Origin of the sequence: Desulfovibrio sp. Fe33, from assembly GCF_028532725.1 — a bacterium.
GTDB lineage: Bacteria > Desulfobacterota > Desulfovibrionia > Desulfovibrionales > Desulfovibrionaceae > Pseudodesulfovibrio.
The window spans coordinates 47,327-67,861 of sequence record NZ_JAQKGU010000013.1; the positions used below are offsets into that span (position 1 = coordinate 47,327).

20 protein-coding genes are annotated in these 20,535 nt (G+C 64.3%); 7 read left to right on the forward strand and 13 right to left on the reverse strand.

The features are described from left to right. Positions 1-48 precede the first annotated feature (48 nt). The gene (locus PSN43_RS14830) at positions 49-630 is read right to left on the reverse strand and encodes a hypothetical protein (RefSeq protein ID WP_272701515.1); all 582 of its coding nucleotides are present in this window, start codon (positions 628-630) and stop codon (positions 49-51) included. Positions 631-938: 308 nt separating this feature from the next. Between PSN43_RS14830 and PSN43_RS14835 the strand changes: the two genes are divergently transcribed. After that, complete coding sequence (locus PSN43_RS14835) at positions 939-2,192, forward strand: HD domain-containing phosphohydrolase (RefSeq protein WP_272701516.1); 1,254 nt, start codon at positions 939-941, stop codon at positions 2,190-2,192. 6 nt (positions 2,193-2,198) lie between these two features. Here PSN43_RS14835 and PSN43_RS14840 read toward each other — a convergent pair whose 3' ends face one another. The 5 genes from PSN43_RS14840 to PSN43_RS14860 form a co-directional block, all read right to left on the reverse strand. Next, positions 2,199-3,194 (reverse strand): asparaginase, encoded by a 996-nt coding sequence (locus tag PSN43_RS14840; RefSeq protein WP_272701517.1) that lies wholly within the window; start codon positions 3,192-3,194, stop codon positions 2,199-2,201. 40 nt (positions 3,195-3,234) lie between these two features. Continuing rightward, positions 3,235-3,789 (reverse strand): DsbA family oxidoreductase, encoded by a 555-nt coding sequence (locus PSN43_RS14845; protein ID WP_272701568.1) that lies wholly within the window; start codon positions 3,787-3,789, stop codon positions 3,235-3,237. Positions 3,790-3,904: 115 nt separating this feature from the next. Next, positions 3,905-6,505 (reverse strand): [protein-PII] uridylyltransferase, encoded by a 2,601-nt coding sequence (gene glnD / locus PSN43_RS14850; RefSeq protein WP_272701518.1) that lies wholly within the window; start codon positions 6,503-6,505, stop codon positions 3,905-3,907. A gap of 189 nt (positions 6,506-6,694) precedes the next feature. Beyond that, positions 6,695-7,033 carry a P-II family nitrogen regulator gene (locus PSN43_RS14855; RefSeq protein WP_272701519.1) on the reverse strand — a complete coding sequence of 113 codons (339 nt, stop codon included), beginning with the start codon at positions 7,031-7,033 and terminating at the stop codon, positions 6,695-6,697. 16 nt (positions 7,034-7,049) lie between these two features. Next, entirely contained in the window at positions 7,050-8,252 is a 1,203-nt protein-coding gene (locus tag PSN43_RS14860; RefSeq protein WP_272701520.1) for an ammonium transporter, read from the reverse strand. 266 nt (positions 8,253-8,518) lie between these two features. Here PSN43_RS14860 and PSN43_RS14865 point away from each other — a divergent pair, with 266 nt between their 5' ends. Beyond that, positions 8,519-8,971 carry a hypothetical protein gene (locus tag PSN43_RS14865; protein WP_272701521.1) on the forward strand — a complete coding sequence of 151 codons (453 nt, stop codon included), beginning with the start codon at positions 8,519-8,521 and terminating at the stop codon, positions 8,969-8,971. 3 nt (positions 8,972-8,974) lie between these two features. Next, positions 8,975-9,718 (forward strand): SIR2 family NAD-dependent protein deacylase, encoded by a 744-nt coding sequence (locus PSN43_RS14870; protein ID WP_272701522.1) that lies wholly within the window; start codon positions 8,975-8,977, stop codon positions 9,716-9,718. Positions 9,719-10,042: 324 nt separating this feature from the next. On the opposite strand, the gene PSN43_RS14875 is transcribed toward PSN43_RS14870, so the two are convergent. The 5 genes from PSN43_RS14875 to PSN43_RS14895 all read right to left on the reverse strand — a co-directional run bounded on the left by PSN43_RS14875 (position 10,043) and on the right by PSN43_RS14895 (position 15,084). Next, positions 10,043-11,677 (reverse strand): methyl-accepting chemotaxis protein, encoded by a 1,635-nt coding sequence (locus PSN43_RS14875; RefSeq protein ID WP_272701523.1) that lies wholly within the window; start codon positions 11,675-11,677, stop codon positions 10,043-10,045. 118 nt (positions 11,678-11,795) lie between these two features. Further along, on the reverse strand, positions 11,796-12,947 hold the full coding sequence (gene chrA / locus PSN43_RS14880; protein WP_272701524.1) for a chromate efflux transporter: 1,152 nt from the start codon (positions 12,945-12,947) through the stop codon (positions 11,796-11,798). Between the two features lie 6 nt (positions 12,948-12,953). Then, positions 12,954-14,183, reverse strand: a complete 1,230-nt coding sequence (gene hemW, locus PSN43_RS14885; protein WP_272701525.1) for a radical SAM family heme chaperone HemW — start codon at positions 14,181-14,183, stop codon at positions 12,954-12,956. 2 nt (positions 14,184-14,185) lie between these two features. Further along, positions 14,186-14,539, reverse strand: a complete 354-nt coding sequence (locus PSN43_RS14890) for a hypothetical protein (RefSeq protein ID WP_272701526.1) — start codon at positions 14,537-14,539, stop codon at positions 14,186-14,188. 2 nt (positions 14,540-14,541) lie between these two features. Further along, complete coding sequence (locus PSN43_RS14895) at positions 14,542-15,084, reverse strand: epoxyqueuosine reductase QueH (protein WP_272701527.1); 543 nt, start codon at positions 15,082-15,084, stop codon at positions 14,542-14,544. 169 nt (positions 15,085-15,253) lie between these two features. On the opposite strand from PSN43_RS14895, the gene PSN43_RS14900 reads away from it, so the two are divergent. The 3 genes from PSN43_RS14900 (at position 15,254) to PSN43_RS14910 (ending at position 17,539) form a co-directional block, all read left to right on the forward strand. Continuing rightward, positions 15,254-15,853: a VOC family protein gene (locus PSN43_RS14900; protein WP_272701528.1), complete on the forward strand. Its 600-nt coding sequence runs from the start codon at positions 15,254-15,256 to the stop codon at positions 15,851-15,853. A gap of 82 nt (positions 15,854-15,935) precedes the next feature. Continuing rightward, the gene (sfsA, locus tag PSN43_RS14905) at positions 15,936-16,664 is read left to right on the forward strand and encodes a DNA/RNA nuclease SfsA (RefSeq protein ID WP_272701529.1); all 729 of its coding nucleotides are present in this window, start codon (positions 15,936-15,938) and stop codon (positions 16,662-16,664) included. Beyond that, positions 16,661-17,539: a DMT family transporter gene (locus PSN43_RS14910; protein WP_272701530.1), complete on the forward strand. Its 879-nt coding sequence runs from the start codon at positions 16,661-16,663 to the stop codon at positions 17,537-17,539. The genes sfsA and PSN43_RS14910 overlap by 4 nt, the downstream gene beginning before the upstream one ends. A 161-nt stretch (positions 17,540-17,700) precedes the next feature. On the opposite strand, the gene PSN43_RS14915 is transcribed toward PSN43_RS14910, so the two are convergent. Then, on the reverse strand, positions 17,701-18,204 hold the full coding sequence (locus PSN43_RS14915; protein WP_272701531.1) for an acyl-CoA thioesterase: 504 nt from the start codon (positions 18,202-18,204) through the stop codon (positions 17,701-17,703). A gap of 1 nt (position 18,205) precedes the next feature. Further along, positions 18,206-18,448, reverse strand: coding sequence for a hypothetical protein (locus PSN43_RS14920; protein WP_272701532.1), 243 nt, complete (start codon positions 18,446-18,448; stop codon positions 18,206-18,208). A 184-nt stretch (positions 18,449-18,632) separates the two neighbouring features. On the opposite strand from PSN43_RS14920, the gene PSN43_RS14925 reads away from it, so the two are divergent. After that, a complete protein-coding gene (locus PSN43_RS14925; protein WP_272701533.1) occupies positions 18,633-20,516 on the forward strand; it encodes a potassium transporter Kup in 1,884 nt (627 codons plus the stop codon). Positions 20,517-20,535 lie beyond the last annotated feature (19 nt).

Sequence of the window (20,535 nt, forward strand, 5' to 3'; positions counted from 1 at the left end):
TTTCGGCCTGCGGCCCCGGCTCATGCCGGGGCCGCAGCTCCTTTGTCTTCAGCCTCCGAGCTTGGCCCCCAGCCATGTGGCGGGGCTCATGGATTCCGGCACGCCTTCGCGGGCATCCACGCCGCGCGCTTCCGACAGCTTGTCCTGGTATGTTTTCCAGCAGGTTTGGGCCAGGGCCGTTGAGCCCGACAGGGGATAGGCCAGGGTCGCCGCCAGCCGCGCGGACAAGGCTTCCGCGAGCAGGGCGTCGTATTTCTTGGGGTCGGTTTCGCGGCGGACGTAAGCGATGTAGACCGGGGCCTCCTCGTCGCAAAGGATGACCCCGGACTGGATTTCCCAATTTCCGATGTCCTCCCCGTCCGCGCCGGTGAGGGCGATGATCCGTAGAAAATCCGTGGGCAGGACATATCTGTACGCCCATTTCCACAGCGGGGCGGAGGCTCCGGCCGCCAATTCGGCCTGGCCCATGGCGCAGTTCCAGGGGTGGGCGCGCAGCACCGCGTCGCGCACTGCGGGCCAGCGGTGGTTGCACAGCCCGGCGGCCTTGGAGTCGTCCCCCAGGGACATGATGGCGTCCTCTCCCAGGTCCAGCAGGGCGTTGTTGCAGATTTCGATCACACTCGTTGCCATATGCGTGTTCCTCGCTTTCTAGGGTTGCGGGCATCCCGGCGCGGAAAGCGTATCACGGGTTTCCGCCGAGAGTGCCGATTGGGGGCGAATGGCATGGAAAAGCGTTTGATCGGCAAGGAAAATCATCTTGACAGGAAACGGAAACTGTCGGCTCCGCGTTGCCTCCCCTGTCCGCTGTTGACACGCTTTACGGGATGTGTTTTGCCCTTTTACGAGGAGACGGCGTCGGTAATGTCGGGAAAACGGGGTTGTCGCCGATGTTTCCTCGGAGTTTTCCCGATAAAACCGCAAAATCGTCGTTGCGCATTATGAAAGACGTATCTCTCATCGATCTGGCGGGCGGCATCTCCTCCGCCCTTGATTATATTTCCCCGGCCGTTACCGGACATCACCGGCGGGTGGGCCTGGGGGCGGTCGCCCTGGCCAGCCAGGCGGGCATCCCCGAGTCTTCCCTGGTGGACCTCCTGCTGGCCGGATTGATGCACGACATCGGGGCTTTCTCCATGGATTTGGCCCTGGACGGACTGACGTTCGATTCCGACCTGAAGGAGCACGCCGTCGTCGGGTACAGGCTGCTCAAGGAACATCCGTTTCTGGAGCGCGCCTCGCGCATGGTCCTGTATCACCATACGAGCTGGAAGGATTTGCGGGTCATCCGGCAGGAAGGGGACAGGGAAACGCTGCTGTTGGCCAACATCGTCAACCTGGCGGACCGGATAGACATCCTGCGCCGGGTGGGGACTTCCACCCGCGAACGCCGGGAAGTGGAACGGGCCGTGGCCGGGTTCACCTCGGACCTGTATGCGCCGAAGTTGCTGGAAGCGTTCAGGGAGCTGGCCGATGGAGGGCTTTTCTGGCCCCTGGTGGAAGATATGGACAGGCCGGTGCGGGAGATGCTTTCCCCGAATCTGCTCGACGTGCATATCTCCCCGGATGAACTTATCGAATTCTCAAGCTTCTTCACCCGGATCATCGATTTTCGAAGCCGCCACACGGCTACCCATACTGCGGGCGTGGCCGAGAGCGCGGTCCTGCTGTCCAAGCTGGCCGGCATGAGCGAGCAGGAACAGAAGGCCATGCGGTTGGCCGGGAACCTTCACGACATCGGCAAGCTGGCCGTGCCCACGGCCCTGCTGGACAAGCCGGGTGCCCTGGACAGCGACGAATACGTCAAGGTTCAGGACCACGCCACGGTCTGCGCAGAGGTCCTGCGTTCCATCCCCGGGCTGGGCGAGGTGGCCGACTGGGCCTGCCAGCACCATGAACGGCTCAACGGCAAAGGGTATCCCCTCGGGTTGACGGGAGATCAACTTTCACTGGGGTCGCGGATCATGCAGGTGGCGGACGTGCACACGGCCATCACCGAGGACCGTCCCTACCGCAAGGGAATGACCCGCGAGCGGGCCGTGGCCGTGCTTCGTTCCATGGCGGACAACGGGTTCCTCGACCCGGACATCGTCAACCTCATCATCGAGAACCACGACCGTTTCGACGCGGTCAGGACCATCGTCCAGAGCCGCGCCCTTTCGGAGTTCCGGCGTTTCGCCGAAGCCTACAGATAGCCGTGGTCAGGCCTCGGCGAAGATTTCGCTGATTTCATCGGGGTCGGATGTCAGCCCCAGGGCGCACATGAGCCGGATGCGGGCCTTGGGTCCGCCCAGCCGCCCGGACAGGATGACACCCTTGGCGTGCAGGTCGGCCCCGCCGCCGGGATAGCCGTAAATAGGCCACACGCCGCCTTCGATGCACCGGGTGGACAGCACCACTGGAATGCGCCGTTCCAGACACGCCTCGATCCCTTCGACCATGGCCGGAGGCACGTTTCCGGCTCCGAATCCTTCGATGACAACACCCTTTGCCCCCTCGCTTATGGCATGATCGAGAGGTTTCCGGTCAATTCCCGTATATGCGGTGATGAGCGGCACGTTTGTCTCGATGGAATTGAGGGCGAACCTGCGTCTCGGTCTGGGGGTGGAGCGCGGCCGCGCCAGGAGCACTGATTCTCCGGCCACGTAGCCGACGACTCCGGCCTCGCGCGATTCGAAGGCGTCCACATTGAGCGAATTGACCTTGACCGCCTCGCGGGCCGCGAAGATGCGGTCGGTCATGAGAATGCACGCCCCGACGCCGGGGGGCAGGGGGAGCAGGCAGGCGCGCACGGTGTTGGCCAGGTTGCGGATGCCGTCGTAGCCCGCCTCGGAGTAGTAGCGCATGGACCCGGTCAGGATGACCGGCTTGTCCGAATGCACGACCAGGTCGCACATGTAGGCGGTCTCCACCAGGGTGTCCGTACCGTGCAGAACCACGGCTCCGAGCACGGAATCCTCCTCCAGGGCGGCTTCCACGTCGCGGGCCAGCCGGAACATGTCTTCAGGGGTCATGTGCGGGCTCGGCTTGTCCGACCAGAGCACGGGCCGCAGGGTCACGTCCGTCTCCTGGGGGGAGAGCTGATTGAGCAGTCCGTCGAAGTTGCCCCCTGGGGCCACGCCTTCCTTGCCTTCCACCGGGGACATTCCGATGGTTCCACCAGTAAAGAAAACAACTATTTCAGTTTGTTGCGTCATTTCGTTCGGCTCGTTGCGGTTTGTTTCAGGCCGTGGCGGTTCAATGCCGCTCCATGGCCGCTTCGATCTTCTCCCGAAGAATCGGTTCGTTTACGGCTCCGGTCACGGGCGGCTGTCCTTCAATGATGAAAGTCGGGATGGCGGTCACGCCCGTCTCCCTCGCCCGCCTGGAGCCGTCCTCGACCCGCGGGCCGTAGCGGCGGTCGGCGAGCGCTTCGGTCAGTGCCGGGACATCCAGTCCGGCGCGTGCGCCCACGTCCAGGATTACGTCCATGTCCCCGATATTCCGCGCCTCGGTGAAGCAGGCCCGGAACATGCGTCCGTGGAATGCGGGATAGCGTCCCGCGTCCCTGGCGAATTCGGCAGCCTCCAGGGCCAGGCGCGAGTTGGACAGCAGGGTCATCTCGGCGAAGCGGATGCCGTAGGGCTCGCCCCGGCGATTGCAGGTCATGGTCACCTGGTCGATGTCGAAGCGGTCGAACAGCTCGTCAAGGGGCCGTCCTTCGGGCGGGGTGTCCGGGTGGATTTCATGGGGAACCCAGGTATCCAGAATATCGTAGTCCCGCTTCAGTCGGTCGACAATGCCCGTGCCGATGAAACAGAACGGTCAGACGAAATCGGAAAAAATGGTCATGTGGACGGGCATGGCTGATCCTCGGGCTCGGGTTTGCCCCTCACTCTACGGTCCGGCCGTGAAAAGTAAAGCGGTTTTACCCGGTCCCGGCCGCGTCCAGAAGGTCCCGGCGCAGGGCGTCGATGCGGTCTTCGTCCAGGAGCCGCTGTCCGTCCTGGGTGCGCACATGGAAGACGTCCGCCGCCCGGCCCTTGATGGTGGTAATCATGGCCAGGTGGATGGACAGGGAGTGGGCGGCAAGGGTGCGGGCCATGTCGAAGAGGAATCCCGTGCGGTCCGTGGCGGCCACTTCCACCACCGTGTAGAAATCGCTGGCCGCGTTGTCGATGGTCACGAGCGGCTTGAGGCGCGGGCGGCCCCGGCCTCTGGACAGGGGGGAGCTGCCGCGTTCCCTGAGCCGCGCGGCCAGGTCGAGTTTGCCGGTCATGGCGTACCCGACGGACCGGCCGACCCTGGCCCAGACTTCCTCGATGAACAGATTCTCGGGCGGTTCGGCCACCGTGAACACGTCCACGGCGGTGCCGTCCTTCCAGGTGAAGATGTCGGCGGCCAGGATGTTCAGCCCGTGCAGGGAGAGAGCCCCGGCGATGGTCGCGAAAAGGCGGGGCTGGTCAACGGCCGCTATGGTCAACTGGTAGGTGCCTTCGGCCCGGCCGGGAGCGCCTTCGATCAGGTTGACGCCCTTGCCGCCGACGGCTGACGGTTTGCGCTTTCGGTCTTCCGCCACTTGGGCCCACAGCCGCCTGACCAGGCGCAGGTGTCCGGCAATGGCCTCCGGGGAGAGGGCCAGGAAGGCGCGCGGAGGCATGGCCCGAATGGCCGCCTCCACATATTCCGGGTCCTGGTCCGAAGCGGCGGCGACGACCTCCCGACGGGCTTCGGCCAGCCTTCGGGTCGCGTCGGGTTCGGCCAGGGGGCCATGGCGGAGCAGGTTGCGCACCTTGAAATACAGCTCGCCGAGCAGGGAGCGGGTCCAGGCGTTCCAGGCGCGCGGCCCGGTGGCCATGGAGTCGGCGACGGACAGAAGGTACAGCATGTCGAGCCGGGCCGTGTCCCCGACCAGCGCGGCCACGTCCGCGACCACCCGTTCGTCGGACAGGTCGCGCCGTGTGGCGGTCTTGGGCAGGAGCAGGTGCCGCTCCACCAGGAAAGCCACGTCCTCGACGGTCTCGCGGGAGCGGCCGTACCGGGCCAGGACGTCGCGGGCGAGGACCGCCCCTGCCTCGGAGTGGTCTGCCGAGCCTTTGCCCAGATCGTGGAAGAATCCGGCCAGCACCAGGCGCGCCGGGTCCGCCACGCGGGCGGCCAGTTCGCCGGTCCACTGGCCGTCTCCGGCCAGGAAGTCCGAAATCAGGGCCACGGTGGCCAGGGTGTGCCTGCCCACCGGGTGAACGTGGTAGTCGTTGAACTGTATGAGGTGCTCCACTTCGGCGAACGCGGGGAACAGGGCGGGCAGGAGCCGCGTTTCGATAAGCCCTTCGCAGGCGGTCCGGCAGTGCGGGGCCAGAAATATTTCGACCAGGATGGACAATGTCTCGGGGCGTCCAGCCAACCCGGCCGCGATTCGTTCCGGGTCGCGCCGGATGATGCGCCGCGCTCCCCAGGTCAGGGGCAGGCCGGTGCGCGCGGACTCCAGGAACGCGCCGAGCACGTTGTCCGGAGCGGCCTCGGACTGCCGCTTGAAGCGGATGCCTTCCGGCTCGGCCTCCAGGTTGCGGATGGACAGCTCGGGCAGTCGGGCGGCCCGCGGGGGGAACGCCTCGCGGAACAGGGCCTCGCGCATGGCCTTTATGCGGGTCATGGCCTGGTGCAGCCTGGAGAGGAAAAATTCGACGGCCAGGCCCGTGTCGCCGGGGGAGGCGGTTCTCGGAGCGAAACCCATGAGCCGCGCCGTGGGCGGTTGAAGGTCGAAGAAGAGACGGTCGGTCTTGCGCCCGGCGGCCAGGTGCAGGGCTGTGCGCACGCGGTTGAGAAACGCCCGATCCTCGCGCAGCCGGGCCAGCTCCTCGGGCAGAAAGATGGGGTCGCGGCCCATGACGCCGAGCGCCCTGGTCAGCCAGGCCACCTGTTGGCCGTCGCGCAGTCCCCCGAGCCCGTTTTTCAGCTCGGGTTCGAGCAGGGCCGAGGCGTCGCCGTATTGGACCGCGCGGGTCTCGTTGTGCTCGCGCAGGGCGGCGGCAAAGGACGCGCCGGTTTTTTTCAGCACTTTTGCGTCGAAGGCCGTTTTGAACGTCTCGAAGACGTCGGCTTCCCCGGCCAGGGGGCGGGCGTCCATGAGCGAGGCAAGGACCTGGAAATCCTTGCGCGACAGGGACACGCAGTCGGCCACGGTGCGTACGCCGTGGCCCAGGTCCAGGCCGAGGTCCCATAGCGGGAAGAGCAGGGTCTTGATGAAGGCGTCGGCCCCGGACGGGATGCGGCGCTTGAAGAGCAGGAGCACGTCGATGTCGGAGCCGGGGCACAGCCGTCCGCGGCCGTATCCGCCCACGGCGGCCAGCGCGAAATCGAAGCGTTGCGGCCCGGCCTCGCGCACGCGGGCTTCGAAATACCTGTCCACCAGATGGGTGTGTTCCCAGGCGAATCCGCCTACGGCTCCGGCTTCGGCCCGTTTCCACAGGTCGGCCCTGGCCTGTTTCAGCCTGCGTGCGGATTCTGGAAGTAGGCTGTCCGGCTGCATTCGGCGGCTCCTGTTGCCTGTGGCATGAGGGAAGGAAGGTGGCGGCCGGGAGCCTTTCCTTCTCCCGGCCGCCGTCAGCCCGGTCGGGCTGGTGTGTGCTCGGGCGGAGCGGGACTCTCTTTCCTCGCAGGCCCGGCAGCTCCCGGCCCGGGCGAACCCGGGCCGGAGGTGTTATCTCGGTCGCGAGGGCTAGATGGCTTCCTCTCCGGTTTCGCCGGTGCGGATGCGCACCACCTCGTCCACGGTGGAGACGAAGATCTTGCCGTCGCCCACCTCTCCGGTGTGGGCGGCCTTGCGGGCGGCTTCCACGACTTCGGGGGCGAAGTCGTCCTCGACCACGGCTTCAATCTTGATCTTGGGGACAAAATCCACCTGATATTCAGCTCCCCGGTACACTTCCTTGTGGCCGCCCTGGCGGCCGAAGCCCTTGACTTCGCTGACGGTCATGCCCTTTACGCCGATGCCGGAAAGGGCGCTCTTGACCTCGTCGAGCTTGAAGGTTCGGGTGATGATTTCGATCTTTTTCATGTCGATGTCTCCTTGACTACCACTGATATCCGGTCTCGGAATGTTCGGCAATGTCCATGCCCTTGTCCTGCTCCTCGTCGCTCGCCCTCAGTCCGATGGTGGCGTCAACCACCTTGAAGATGACGAAGGTCATGCCGAAGCAGAAAACCCAGGTGGCAACCACGGAGACGAACTGGACCCACAACTGGTGCGCGTTGCCCGCGATGAGCCCCTCGGCGTTGACCGTGGCCAGCAGGCCGGTGGCCAGCGCGCCGTAGGTGCCGCCCAGGCCGTGGATGCCGACCACGTCCAGCGCGTCGTCGTAGCCGAACTTGTTCTTGAGCATGATGCCGCCGTAGCAGATGACGCCCGCGCCCAGGCCGAGCGCGATGGCCCACATGGGGGTGACGAAGCCTGCGGCCGGGGTGATGGCCACCAGTCCGGCGACCGCGCCCGAGGCGGCGCCCAGGGTGGTAGCCTTTCCGCCGTGCATCCACTCAACGATGATCCAGGACAGGGCCGCTGCGGCCGTGGCCATGTGGGTGGTCACGAAGGCGTTGGCGGCCGCGCCGTCGGCCGCCAGGGCGGACCCGGCGTTGAAGCCGAACCAGCCGAACCAGAGGATGGCCGCGCCCAGGATGGTCATGGGCAGGTTGTGCGGGATGAAGGCCGTGGAGCCGTGTCCCTTGCGTTTCCCGATGAGGATGGCGCAGCACAGGGCGGCCGCGCCGGAGCTCATGTGGACGACCGCTCCGCCCGCGAAATCAAGTGCGCCCATCGCACCCATCCAGCCGCCGCCCCAGACCCAGTGGCACATGGGGGCGTAGACGAGGATGAGCCACAGGGCGGAGAAGATCATGAATCCGCCGAACTTCATGCGTTCGGCAAAGGCTCCGGTGATGAGCGCGGGGGTGATGACCGCGAACATGCACTGGAAGATCATGAAGGTCAGGTGGGGCAGGTTCTCGGCCGGAGAACCGGCGTTGGTCATGCCCACGCCCTTGAGGAATATGAAGTCGAGCCCGCCGATGATCCCGCCTATGTCGGAGCCGAAGGACAGGGTGTAGCCTATGACGGCCCAGAGCACGGACATGAGGCCGAGCATGATGAAAGACTGCATTATGGTTGCCAGAACGTTTTTCGAGCGGACCAGCCCGCCGTAAAACAGCGCCAGCCCGGGGGTCATGAACATGACCAGGGCAGCGCAGACCAGTATAAAGGCGTTGTCGGTGAAATTCATTGTTCAATCCTCCAGACGCCGACTATGCAAAAGAAGGGCCAAATAAAAATGCCGTAATTTGGGCAACATCTACATAATAGTATTTTTAGCCCTTTACAAAAGTGGCAATTTTGGCAAAAAAATGTCAAAATTGTTAAAAATAGTGTAGGCAGACGCGCGATGAACCAAGCCGCGCCCGGCCGGGTCGGTTTGACCGGAAGCGGCCAAAACCGTACGGTTGATGCGCCGGGACCTGTAGCGGGCCCGCGGCCTCGGAGGTCGGCGACATGCACATGAGGACCAAGAGCGCGCTGGTGGTGACTGTCGGACTGCTCCTGCTGTTCGCCGTGATGTTCACCATGGACTACACGGACCGGTACGTGAGCGACCGTTTCTTCGCGGCCGTGAAAGCGGCCCCGGCAGGGGCGGACAGGACATATTCCCTGGACGCCTTCATGGAGTATTACGACTGGGATTCCGTGTGCGTGGTCCTGCCCGGCGCGGAACACTCCTTCTCCACCATCCTCGGCCGGACCTACGAGCCCAAGAGCGCAAAGGACGGTTTCTGGAGCCTGGTTTTCATCAAGGCCGGCGCGGTCGGCGCCGAGATAGCCGTTGACCCGGACGTCCTCGGCCCGCCCAACCCCCTGGACAACCCCTGCTTCGACCGGTGGGGGGCCGTTTTCACCCTGGCCCGCGATGAGCGGGGCAAGCCGCAAATGATCTTCGCCGGGAATTGAACCATGTCGAATCACGCATTGAAAAACGCCGCAGACGCCTTGAGACAGGCCCGTTGCGCCATGGCCTTCACCGGCGCGGGCATTTCCGTGGAATCGGGCATCCCGCCTTTTCGCGGTCCCGGCGGCGTGTGGTCCCGGTACGACCCGGACATGTTCGAAAAGGGATATTTCAAGCGCCACCCCGAAGAAGTCTGGCCCCTGCTCAAGGAAATTTTCTTCGACATGATAGGGCGGGCCAAGCCCAATCCGGCGCACCTGGCCCTGGCTGAACTGGAGGACGCCGGAAAGCTCGTCGGCATCGTCACCCAGAACATCGATTCCCTGCATCAGGCAGCGGGAAGCCGGACCGTCCACGAATACCACGGCTCCACCCGACGAATGCAATGCCTCTCCTGTCGGACCTACTTCGAATCCTCGGCCATCCCGCTGGATACGCTTCCGCCGCCATGCCCCGTTTGCGGCGGACTGCTCAAGCCCGATTTCGTCTTTTTCGGCGAAGGCATCCCGACCGACGTGCACCTGGCCGCCATCGAACTGGCCGCGCAGGCGGACGTCTGCCTCGTCATAGGCACGGGCGGCGAGGTCGCCCCGGCCGGTCGCATCCCCCATGTGGTCAAAAACCACGGCGGCACGATCATCGAAATCAACCTCCGCGATACGGCCTATACCTATAATACCACCGACTACTTCCTCGAAGGAAAGGCGGGTGTCCGAACCCCGGAACTGGTCCGCGCCGTGCTCGCATAGACGCGAGCCGCTCATGCGGCGCTGAGGGGGAAGGCAGATAGGGAAGCCGCCTTCGGCGGGGTTGGTCAGGTGATTTCGCCTCCGGCGGGCAAGGGGCACGCCCCCTTGCATCCCGATGATCGCCCCTTCGGGGCGAGATAGGTACAGCAAAGCGGCACTCCGGCTCGTCAACTCAGATCGATATCTTCATTTGAAAGCAAGTTCGCCGAAGGCGAGAGTGGGTTTCCAAAGGGTCATAACCCTTTGGCCGCCGGAGGCGAAGTCATCCGATAATCCCGCCGAAGGCGGCATCAAAACCTGCCTCCCCCTTCATGCCTCGGGCTGTCAGGATTGCATATGGCCGATGAGCTGGTTGAGTGAATCGGCCAGGGCGGCCAGGCGTTCCAGGGCGGCGCGGGCTTCGGTCATGGACCGGGCGGTTTCGCCGGAGATGGCGGTGATTTCCTCCGTGGCCCTGGCGATCTGTTCGCTGGTGGCGGATTGTTCTTCGGCGGCGGTGGCGATGGAGCGCATCTGGTCGGCGGCGCGGATGACGCTTTGCTGGATGTTTTCAATGGATTGTCCGGCGAGGCCCGCCAATTCGGTGGATTCCTGGATTGCGGCCACGGCGAGTTCGGTGGCGGTGACATTTTCGCGGGTGCCGGTGCGGATGGACTGGATGGCTTCATCCACCTGCTTGGTGGCGTTCATGGTTTTTTCGGCCAGTTTGCGGACTTCATCGGCCACGACGGCGAAGCCCCGTCCGGCGTCGCCTGCGCGAGCCGCTTCGATGGCCGCGTTGAGCGCCAGCAGGTTGGTCTGGTCCGCGATGTCGTCGATGACCTGCATGATCGCGCCGATATCCCTGGTCTGGCGGTCCAGGTGGTCCATTGATTCCTTGAGGGCTTCGGATTGTACGCCCACGCCCCTGATGGCTTCGACGACCTGGTGAACGAGGGCGGATCCTTCCTCGGCGAGACCGCGCATTTCCTCCGCGTTGCAGGAGGCGTCGGAGGCGTTGCGGGCCACTTCGAGGACGGTGGCGTTCATCTGTTCCATGGCCGTGGCCGTTTCTCCGGCACGGTCGCGCTGGGTGTCCGAGCCCTGGCTGGCTTCGTCCACCTTGGCCGCCAGGGTGGCGGACGCGGTGCCCAGGTCTCCCGCGATGGTTTCGGCTTCGCGGGCCGCCTCGGCGATGCGTTCGTGCTGGAGCCGGGCTTCGGCTTCGCTTTTTTTAATTTCAGTGGTTTCGGTGAGGATGGTGAACGCGCCCACGATGTTGCCGTCCAGGTCCTTGATGGGGGAGATGTCCACAAGGAGGTGGTAGGGACGGCCCTTGCGGCCTTTGCCTTCGGTGGCTTGTCCCGTGATGATTTGGCCTTCGCGCATACAGGTGCCGAGCATGGTCGGGCGCGACCTGTCGCCGTAGACGAATTCGGACATGTGCATCCCGATGAAGTCGGACGGCGGCGCGTCGATCTGCAACAGGTCCAGTTCCGCCTGGTTCAGGAAGGTGATGATTTCGTCGGTGTCCACCACCACGCAGGGTTGGGTCAGGCTGGTCAGCAGCCCCTGGGCCATGCCGAGTTTGGTTTTGAGTTCGCCGGTCATGTTCCTGACCGCGTCCAGGGTGTCGCCGATGGCGTCCCGGGCCGGGTAGTCGATGGCCGCGTTGTAGTTCCCCGCCGCGACTTCACGGGTGTAGGCCGAGAGTTCGCGCAGGGGTTTGATGAGGGTGCGCACCAAAACGAAGCTGCCCACGAGGGCTCCGGCGATTCCGGCGGCCACGATGAGGGCGGCCACGAGCAGGATTCGGCTCTTTACCGCATCCAGCGCCTCCGGGGACACGTTCAGCCCGCCGATGGTGCTGTCGACCATGAGGATGATGCCGCCCGCCAGGATGACGGCGGTAAGGGCTACCATGCTCACCACGCCGATGATGAGCTTGGCGCGGAAGGGGACTTTCTTGGAATCGATCATGCCTCGTCCTCCGGGTTGCGGCTCCGAGGCGGACGGCCCCGGCGCGGGCATTTGTCTGGATAATCTCTGGATTTTGTACGAGGCGCACCCGTTTATGTCAATACGGGCTGTTTCGGGCCTAGAAAAGGAGCGCGGCGATACCGGCTCCGGCCAGGACGACCCAGAGGATGTCCACGCCCTTGCGCAGGGCTATGAACGCGGCCGCCGCGAAGACGGCCTGGGCGGCGGTCCACTGGATGGACAGCCCGAAACGGACGGCGACGGCGGCCATGAGGCCCACCAGGGAGATAAGGCTGCCTTTGAGCACCCGTCTGGCGAGGGGCGAGGCTACCAGCCTGTCGGCGAAGGGAGTTGCGGCGCAGAGGATGATGAGCGAGGGCGCGAACACGGTGATCGCCGCCACAAGCGCTCCCGTTACGCCGGACACCGCATAGCCCACGAACGCGCCGGTCATGACGATGGGACCGGGCGTGACCTGCCCGAGGGCGATGCCGTCCATGAACATTGGTTCGGTCAGCCACCCGCGCACCTCCACCACCTCGTGGAGCATGAGCGGCACGGACACATAGCCTCCGCCGAAGGCGAAGCAGTCGATCTTTATCATGAGCAGGCCGAGCCGGAACAGTTCCGGATCGAGGATGTACAGTGCGCCCATGAAGGCGAGCAGGGCCGCCAGCAGCAGTCCGGCGAAACGCAGGGGGCCGCGTCCGGTTTGGCCGTCGGGCGGGGTCATGCCCCCCTGCTCGTCGCGGAGGAGGAACAGGGCCAGCACGCAGATCACGGCCAGGGCCAGGATCGGATTGCCTTTGAGCCCGAGCCAGACGCCCGCCAGGCAGGCGAGAAGTTTTGCGGCGAGGGTGTCCAGGTAGCGGCGGGCGAAGTTGACGGCCGCGTGGAGGATCAGGGCCACGATGACGAGTTGCAGGCCGGTGAAGGCCGCGGTCACGGCGGCCACGTCCCGGGCCGAAAAGTAGAGCGCGGTCAGGCCGAGCATGAGCAGGAAGGCGGGCAGGCCGAAGCCCGTGTAAGCGGCGAGAGCCCCGAGGCCGCCGCGCGACCGCAGGCCCACGTATGCCGCCACCTGCATGGCTGTGGCGCCGGGCAGGAGCTGGGTCAGGGACATGCCCAGCGAAAAGGTGGGTTCGTCGAGCCAGCCTTTGCGCTCCACGGCCATGGCGCGGATGTAGGGGACCATGGCCGGTCCGCCGAACGCGGTCAGTCCGAGCCGGAGAAAGGCGAGAAATATGCTTGCCAGGGTGGGTCGGGACATGACGGCCTAGTCGCCGAAGGCGAGCTGCTTGATGATGGCGTTGGACACGAGCATACCGTTCTTGGTCAGCCTGAGCCTGCCGCCGGATATGCGCACCAGGTTTTCGCGGTGCAGGGTGCTTATGAGCCGTTCCTGTTTCTTGACCAGGTCGAAGCCCGTGCGCTTGCGGTATTCCTTCAGGTCCAGCCCCCTGCTCGTGCGCAGGCTGAGCATGACCAGCTCGGTGAGCAGGTCGTCGTCGGTCAGCTCCTCGAAATCGTTGCCCACCAGCTCGCCGCGCACGTAGGCGTCGTATTCGTCCATGTAGCGCGGCACCGTGAACCGTCTGCGGCCCAGGGTGGACACCGCCGACGGTCCCAGCCCCAGGTAGTCCGACCCGTTCCAGTATCCGGAGTTGTGCACGGACATGAATCCCATGCGCGCGAAATTGGACACCTCGTAATGGAGGTACCCCACGGACTCCAGGAATTCGGCGCCGTAGACGAACATCCGGCCCTGCTCCTGGTCCGGGGGCAGGATCAGGTCGCCGCCCGGTCCGCACCGGCGGGCCGTGACCGTGCCATCTTCCAGGGTCAGGTTGTAGGCGGAGATGTGCTCGGGCCGCATCTCGGACACGACCTTGAGTGCGTCGAGCCACGCCTTGAGCTTCTGGCCCGGCAGCCCCCAGATGAGGTCCAGGCCGATGTTGCCGAATCCGGCCCGGCGCGCCTGGTCGAATGCCTGATGCGCCATGCCCGCCGAATGCGGACGGCCCAGCATCTGGAGGTCTGCGTCCCTGAGGCTCTGCACGCCCAGCGACAGCCGGTTAAATCCCATGTTCAGCAGCCCTCGGAAGTAGCTGACGTCATGGGCCGAGTCCGGGTTGGCCTCGATGGTCGTCTCGATTCCCGGATTGACGATGAACGCCTTGTCCAACGCCTCCATGATCCGGTCGAGTCCGGCCAGGGGAACCATGGACGGGGTGCCGCCGCCGAAATAGATGGTGCGCAGCGCGGGCCGTTGCAGCCGCCGTCCCCACAGTTCGATTTCCTTGAGCAGCAGCGAGAGATACCAGGCGAAGGTGGTCTGCTCGAAGACCTGGGAGTGGAAAGAGCAGTAGTGGCAGCGGGAGCGGCAGAACGGCACGTGGATGTAGAGCAGCAACCCCTTGCGGTCGGTCGCGCTTCGGGTCGGCGCGGGGCCGGTTCCGGGAAAGGCCGGTCTCGTCGGGGTGTTCTTGTCGTGTATCCTGCCCATGCTCACCTCTTCCGGCGGCTTGAAAAGACCACAAGAGCTCCTGCGATCAGATATGCGGCCGCCGCGAATCCGATCAGGGCCACGCCGGGCGCGTTCGTCAGGCTCGACCAGGCGAGCAGCAGCGCTCCGGCCGCCTCGTAGAGCATCAGCAAGGTTATGGCCCAGATGGAAACGAGCCGTCCCGCGTGGGCGAACCGGGCGATGATTCCGTAGACCAGCAGGGCCAGGATGCCGATGCCCCACGCCTCGGTCGAGCCCTGGGCCAGTCCGTTGACAAGCACTGCCAAGGTCTTCAGCAGCAGAAAGCCTATGAGCACATGTTTGCGCGTCAGCAGGAATCGGAGCAGCGCGCCCATGTCTAATCCATCAGCTCCCGCTTGTACCGCTCGTTTTCGCTGTACAGGCAGCCGCAATACTGCTGGCGGTATATTTCCCACGCCTTGGACGCCTCGATGCCCTCTTTCCACCCCTCGCGGAAGTCGTGATACAGGAATTTCGTCTTGGCCGATTCCAGATCCCGCCCCAGGGCCGCGATCTCGTCGTGCTTCTGGTATTTGGAATAGAGCAGAGTGGTGGTGAAAAAATCGAACCCGCCCCGCCTGGCGATCTGGGAAGCGCGCTCCAGGCGCATGGCGTAGCAGTGGAAACAGCGGTTGTTTTCCCGGTGGGCCACGGCCCGGAACCACTCTTGCGGACGGTACTCGTTGTCCTTGACGATCACCTGCACGCCCAGCTTCTCGGCCACGGCCAGACATCCGTCCCGCCGTTTGACGTACTCCATGAGCGGATGGATGTTCGGGTTGTAGAAAAGGCCCGTAACCTCGTGACCGGCGTCCAGCAGGGTCTTCAACGTGGTGATCGAACACGGCCCACAACAGATATGCAGCAATACTTTCGACATTTGACGATATTTTGAGCCCATTTCCCGCGGTTTGTAAAGGAAATGCCGTCGCCTTCCCCTCCGGTTTCCAGGGGACGGGCGGGACCAGGTCAGGCTCCGCCCGGTTGTCCTTTTCTCCCCCCCTTCTCCATGGTAGCCTGTCCGAAAATCACAAAAGGAAAGGACATTCATGGCGAAATACACCGGCATCAATCACCTGGCCATGGTCACCGGGGATATGGACGCGACCATCCGGTTCTGGCGGGATCTGCTCGGAATGCGGTTGGTGGTCGGCCTGGGGCACCCTGGCTACCGCCACTATTTCTTCGAAATATCCGAAGACGACATGATCGCCTTTTTCGAGTGGCCCGGCGTGGAGCGGCTCGACGAGCGGGACCATGGGTTTCCGGTCAAGGGCAAGGTGGCCTTCGACCACATCTCCTTCGGCGTGTCCTGCGAGGACGACCTCTGGGAGATCAAGGACAAGCTCGAAGCGGCCGACGTATGGTGCTCCGAGGTGGTGGACCATGGCTTCATCCATTCCATCTACGCCTTCGATCCCAACAACATACCCATCGAGTTCAGCGCGACGGTTGAGGGCGTGGACGTTCGCGCGACCCCGGTCATGACCGATTCGCAGCCCAGCAGCGAGGCCCTCAAGGGGGCGGAGCCGCAGCCCGGCGTCTGGCCCGAGGTGGCCGAACCCACGCCGGACGGGGACAAGACCGTGTACGAGGGAGAGGGCCACAAGATCGTCGAGGCCCTGGAAAAACTCAAGGGCCGGGAGTAGCCGGGAAGTAGCCGGGAAGCGGCGGGGTTTCCGCTGGCAAAGAGGCGGGAAATATCCTAGACGGGTTTCTCAAGGAGAAACCGTGCTCAGACCCGTCGCCCGCATCCCGTTTCACGCGCCCTGCCGCAGCGCCGCCTTCATCCGGCGCATCAAGCGTTTCACCGTGGAGGCCGAGGCCCTGGACGGCCCGGACAGGGGCGCGATCCTCAAGGCCCACACCAACAACACCGGCTCCATGCTCGGCCTGCTCCGGCCCGGCGGCGCGGCCCTGCTTTCGCCCGCGGCCAACCCGGACCGCAAACTCAAGTATACCTTGGAAGGGCTTTCCCTCGGCAAAGCCATGGTCGGGGTGAATACGCTCACGCCCAACCGTATGCTGTATACGGCCTGGGAGTGCGGGGCCATGCCCGAAATGGACGGATACGAACATTTTCAGAAAGAGGCCAAGGTGGGCCACAGCCGACTGGACGCGCATCTGACCGGCGAGCGGGGAGACCTGTGGGTGGAGTGCAAGAACGTGACCCTTGTCGAGGACGACGTGGCCCGTTTCCCGGACGCGGTCACCGAGCGGGGGCAGAAGCATCTGCGCGAGCTCATGGACCTTGCCGCCGCAGGCTCGCGCGTGGCCCTGTTCTTCCTGGTACAGCGGCCTGACGGCCGGTGCTTCGGCCCGGCTGATTTCATCGACCCCGCATACGCGGAGCTGTTTTACGAGGCCTTGGACGCCGGGGTGGAGGCGTGGCCCTATGTGGCCGAGGTGGACGAGAACGGCATCACCCTCGGCCGCAGGCTTCAGGTGGTGGCTCCGTGACCCGGCTGCTGATCGGAGCGGTGCTCATCAGCTTCTCTTCGGTCATGGTGGTCCTGGCCGGATTGCCGCCGGAAGTGACCGGGTTCTACCGGCTGACCGGAGGCGGACTGGCCATGCTGGCCGTGCTGGCCCGGGCGGGCAAGCTCAGGCTGTTCACCCCGGACGTCATCAAGTGGGGAAGCGTGGCCGCCGTGTTCTTTGCCGGGGACTTCGTCTTCTGGCACCGTTCCATCGCCTGCGTGGGGCCGGGATTGTCCACCATGCTCGGCAATTTCCAGGTCATCCCCCTGGCCATAGTCTCGGCCCTATTTTTCAAGGAACGTATGCCGGGGCGCATGTTTGTGGCCATCCCGCTGGCTCTGGCCGGGCTTTATCTCATGGTCGGCGCAGGCTGGAGCGGATTTTCCGCCGATTACAGAATGGGCGTGTTTTTCGGGCTGCTGACCGCCTGCTTCTATGCCCTGTACATGCTTTCGCTCAAATACGCCCTGGCCCGCGACAGGATGGATTCACTGGTCCTGGCGTCGGCCGCGGCGATCGCCACGGGCCTGATTCTCGGCGCACTGGCCCTGGCCGGAGGCCAATCCTTCGTTATCCCGTCGCTCAAGTCGCTGGCGGCCATTTCCGCGTTGGCGTTCATTTGCCACGCCGTGGGCTGGTTTCTCATCACCCGGGGCATCCAGACCGTGCGCGGCGCTCTGGTCGGCCTCATACTTCTCTTGCAGCCCACACTTTCTTTCGTCTGGGACATCCTTTTCTTCGACAAGCCGGTGAACCCGGTGGAGCTTTCGGGCGTGGCCCTGGCCCTGGTCGGAATATACATCGGCTCCAATGCGAAGATGGGCCGACGCCGAGCTGCGCCCTTTCAAAAGTGAACCCTTTTGGGGACGGGCATCGCCGTATGGGCCGGAATCGGGGATGGAGTCTGTTCGCGAGGCGGGGCCGCATCGATCTGTCCTTGCGGCCCGTATGGGCACAGGCGAGCTCGCGACCATGAAAAAAGCCCCGGAACCGTGATGGTCCTGGGCTTTTTGCGTCAGCCTTTTTTCTGGAGGCAGACCCTTTTGCCGTCTTCGAGCTCGCGCTCGCGCTTGCGCATTTCGCGGCGCAGCTCCGCCTCGGCGTAACGGCGTTTGGCGGTTTCGGTTTCGAGCTTAAGGGGCGGGACCTCGGTGGGTTTGCCGTTTTCGTCGAGGGCCACGTAAGTCAGGTAGGCCGAGTTGGTGTGGCGTACTTCGCCGGTGCGCAGGTTCTCGGCCTCCACCCGGACGCCGATCTCCATGGAGGTGCGGCCCACGTGGTTGATGCTGGCCTTGAAGGTGAGCAGCTCGCCCATGTAGGCGGGCTGCTTGAAGGCCATGCGGTCGATGGACACGGTCACGGTGTTGCAGCGGGAATGGCGTTTGGCCACCACGCCGCCCGTGGTGTCCACGTGCTTGAGTATGACGCCGCCGTGCAGGTTGCCTGCGGGGTTTGCGTCCTGGGGCAGGACGAGGTGGGTCATTATCACCTCGGATTCTGCTGCGGTTTTCGCTTTCATATCAATCCTCTCTGGATTTTCCATAATGTACTCGGGCCTCCCAGACCAGCTTTCCGATTCTTCGGCCCAGATCGGCCTGGCGTGTCTTCATGAGCGCTTCCGCCGCCTCACGGTTGCCCTGCTGCTTGAGCAGGGTCGCGGATTCAAGATCACGCAAGTGGTTCTCGCATTCCCGAATCATATCGGAAAGATTGAGGGTTTCCAATTCCTTGGGCACACGGACGCTGCGAACTTTCTTGCTCATGGCTCCACCCCCGGGAGGTTTTCATTGCGTCATTCAAATTGATGACAGAGCGCGGCGCGCCGGTCAAGACCCGTATTGTCCGGGCGTTACGGCCGGATGCGGGGTGGCCCCCGAAGAAAGATGGGGGTATGGTGCGGGCCAAAGGGCCTGAACCCATGGCCCGGCCACAGACATGGGAGTTCTCATGACGACTACCGATCATCCAACCGGCAAGCGGTTGGCGGCTCTTTCCCTGGCCGCTATGGGCGTGGTTTTCGGCGACATCGGCACCAGTCCGCTGTACGCCCTGCGCGAGTGCTTCCACGGCGAATACGGCATCGCGGTCACCCCGGAGAATGTCCTGGGCGTCCTGTCCCTGATTTTCTGGACGTTGATGCTCGTCGTCTCCTTCAAGTATCTGACCATGGTCCTACGCGCCGATCACGACGGGGAAGGGGGGGTGCTCGCCCTGACCACCCTGGTCCGGCCGCGTCGGGAGCACATGACCCGAAGGGCCTGGTTCCTGGTTGTCCTCGGGCTGTTCGCGGCCTGTCTGCTCTACGGCGACGGCATGATAACCCCGGCCATTTCGGTCCTGAGCGCGGTGGAGGGGCTGGGGCTCGTCACGCCCCTGTTCAAGCCGTACATCCTGCACATCACCCTGGCCATTCTCATCGGCCTGTTCCTGTTGCAGCGCCACGGCACGGCCCGGGTCGGAACATTGTTCGGACCGGTCATCCTGATCTGGATGACCTGTCTGGCCCTCGTCGGGCTCAATCAGGTGGTCCGGAATCCCGGCGTGCTCGCCGCCGTGTTTCCCTGGCACGGCCTGCATTTTCTTCTGGCCAACAAGCTGCATGGCTTCGTTGTCCTGGGCGCGGTCTTTCTGGTGGCCACCGGCGCCGAGGCCATCTATGCGGATTTGGGGCATTTCGGCCGCCGCCCCATCCGGCTGACCTGGTTCCTGGTGGCGCTGCCCGCGTTGCTGCTCAATTATTTCGGACAGGGCGCGCACCTGTTGGCCGTTCCCGGAGATTCCTACCATCCCTTTTACGCGATCGTGCCGCAATGGGGGGTCATCCCCATGGTCGCGCTGGCCGCCATGGCCACCATCGTGGCCTCCCAGGCGGTCATTACCGGAGCCTTTTCCCTGACTTCGCAGGCCGTGCAGTTGGGGTATCTGCCCAGGCTGCGCGTGGCCCACACCTCGGCTTCGCACATGGGCCAGATCTACGTGGCTCCGGTCAACTGGCTGCTCATGATCTGCACCGTGGGCCTGGTGCTGGGGTTCCGGACTTCCAGCAGGCTGGCCGCGGCCTACGGCGTGGCCGTTACGGCCAGTATGCTCGTCACCGCCACCCTGTTCTACTTCGTCATGCGCAAGCGGTGGGAGTGGAAGCTGCCCGCCGCCATTCTCGTCACGGGCCTGTTCTTTTCCGTGGACTTCTCCTTTTTCGCCGCCAATATGACCAAGATCACTCATGGCGCGTGGTTTCCGCTGGTCATCGCCCTGCTCGTACTGGGCGTCATGCTGACCTGGGAGCGGGGAGGGGAAATCCTGGCCGAGCGCGCACGGGGGCTGACCCGGCCGCTGGATGAGTTCCTTTCGGAAATCGAAGACGAACCGCCGAGGCGCATCCCGGGACAGGCCGTGTTCCTGACCCGCAGCCACAACACCGTGCCTGTGGCCATGGTCCAGAACCTGCGCCACAACAAGGTCCTGCATTCCGAGGTCTACTTTCTCAATATCCGCACCGAGCAGATTCCCCGCGTGCCCAACTTCGAGAAAATCGAGGTGGAACGGTTCGGCTCGGGCATCCAGCGCATCATCGCCCACTTCGGTTATATGGAAAGTCCCACCGTGGAAGTGATTTTCTCCCTGTGCCGGGACAAGGGCGTGGATCTGGACATTGACAAGGCCAGCTTCTTCCTCGGCCGCGAGAAGCTGACCGTGGGCACGTCGCCGGCCATGAGCCGCTGGCGTTCCAACCTCTATCTTTTCCTGTCCCGAAACGGCATGGACGTCGCCTCCTTCTTCAACATCCCCACCAATCAGGTCATCGAGGTCGGAGCCCGGTTGGAGATATGACCTGACGCGAGGACGGTCC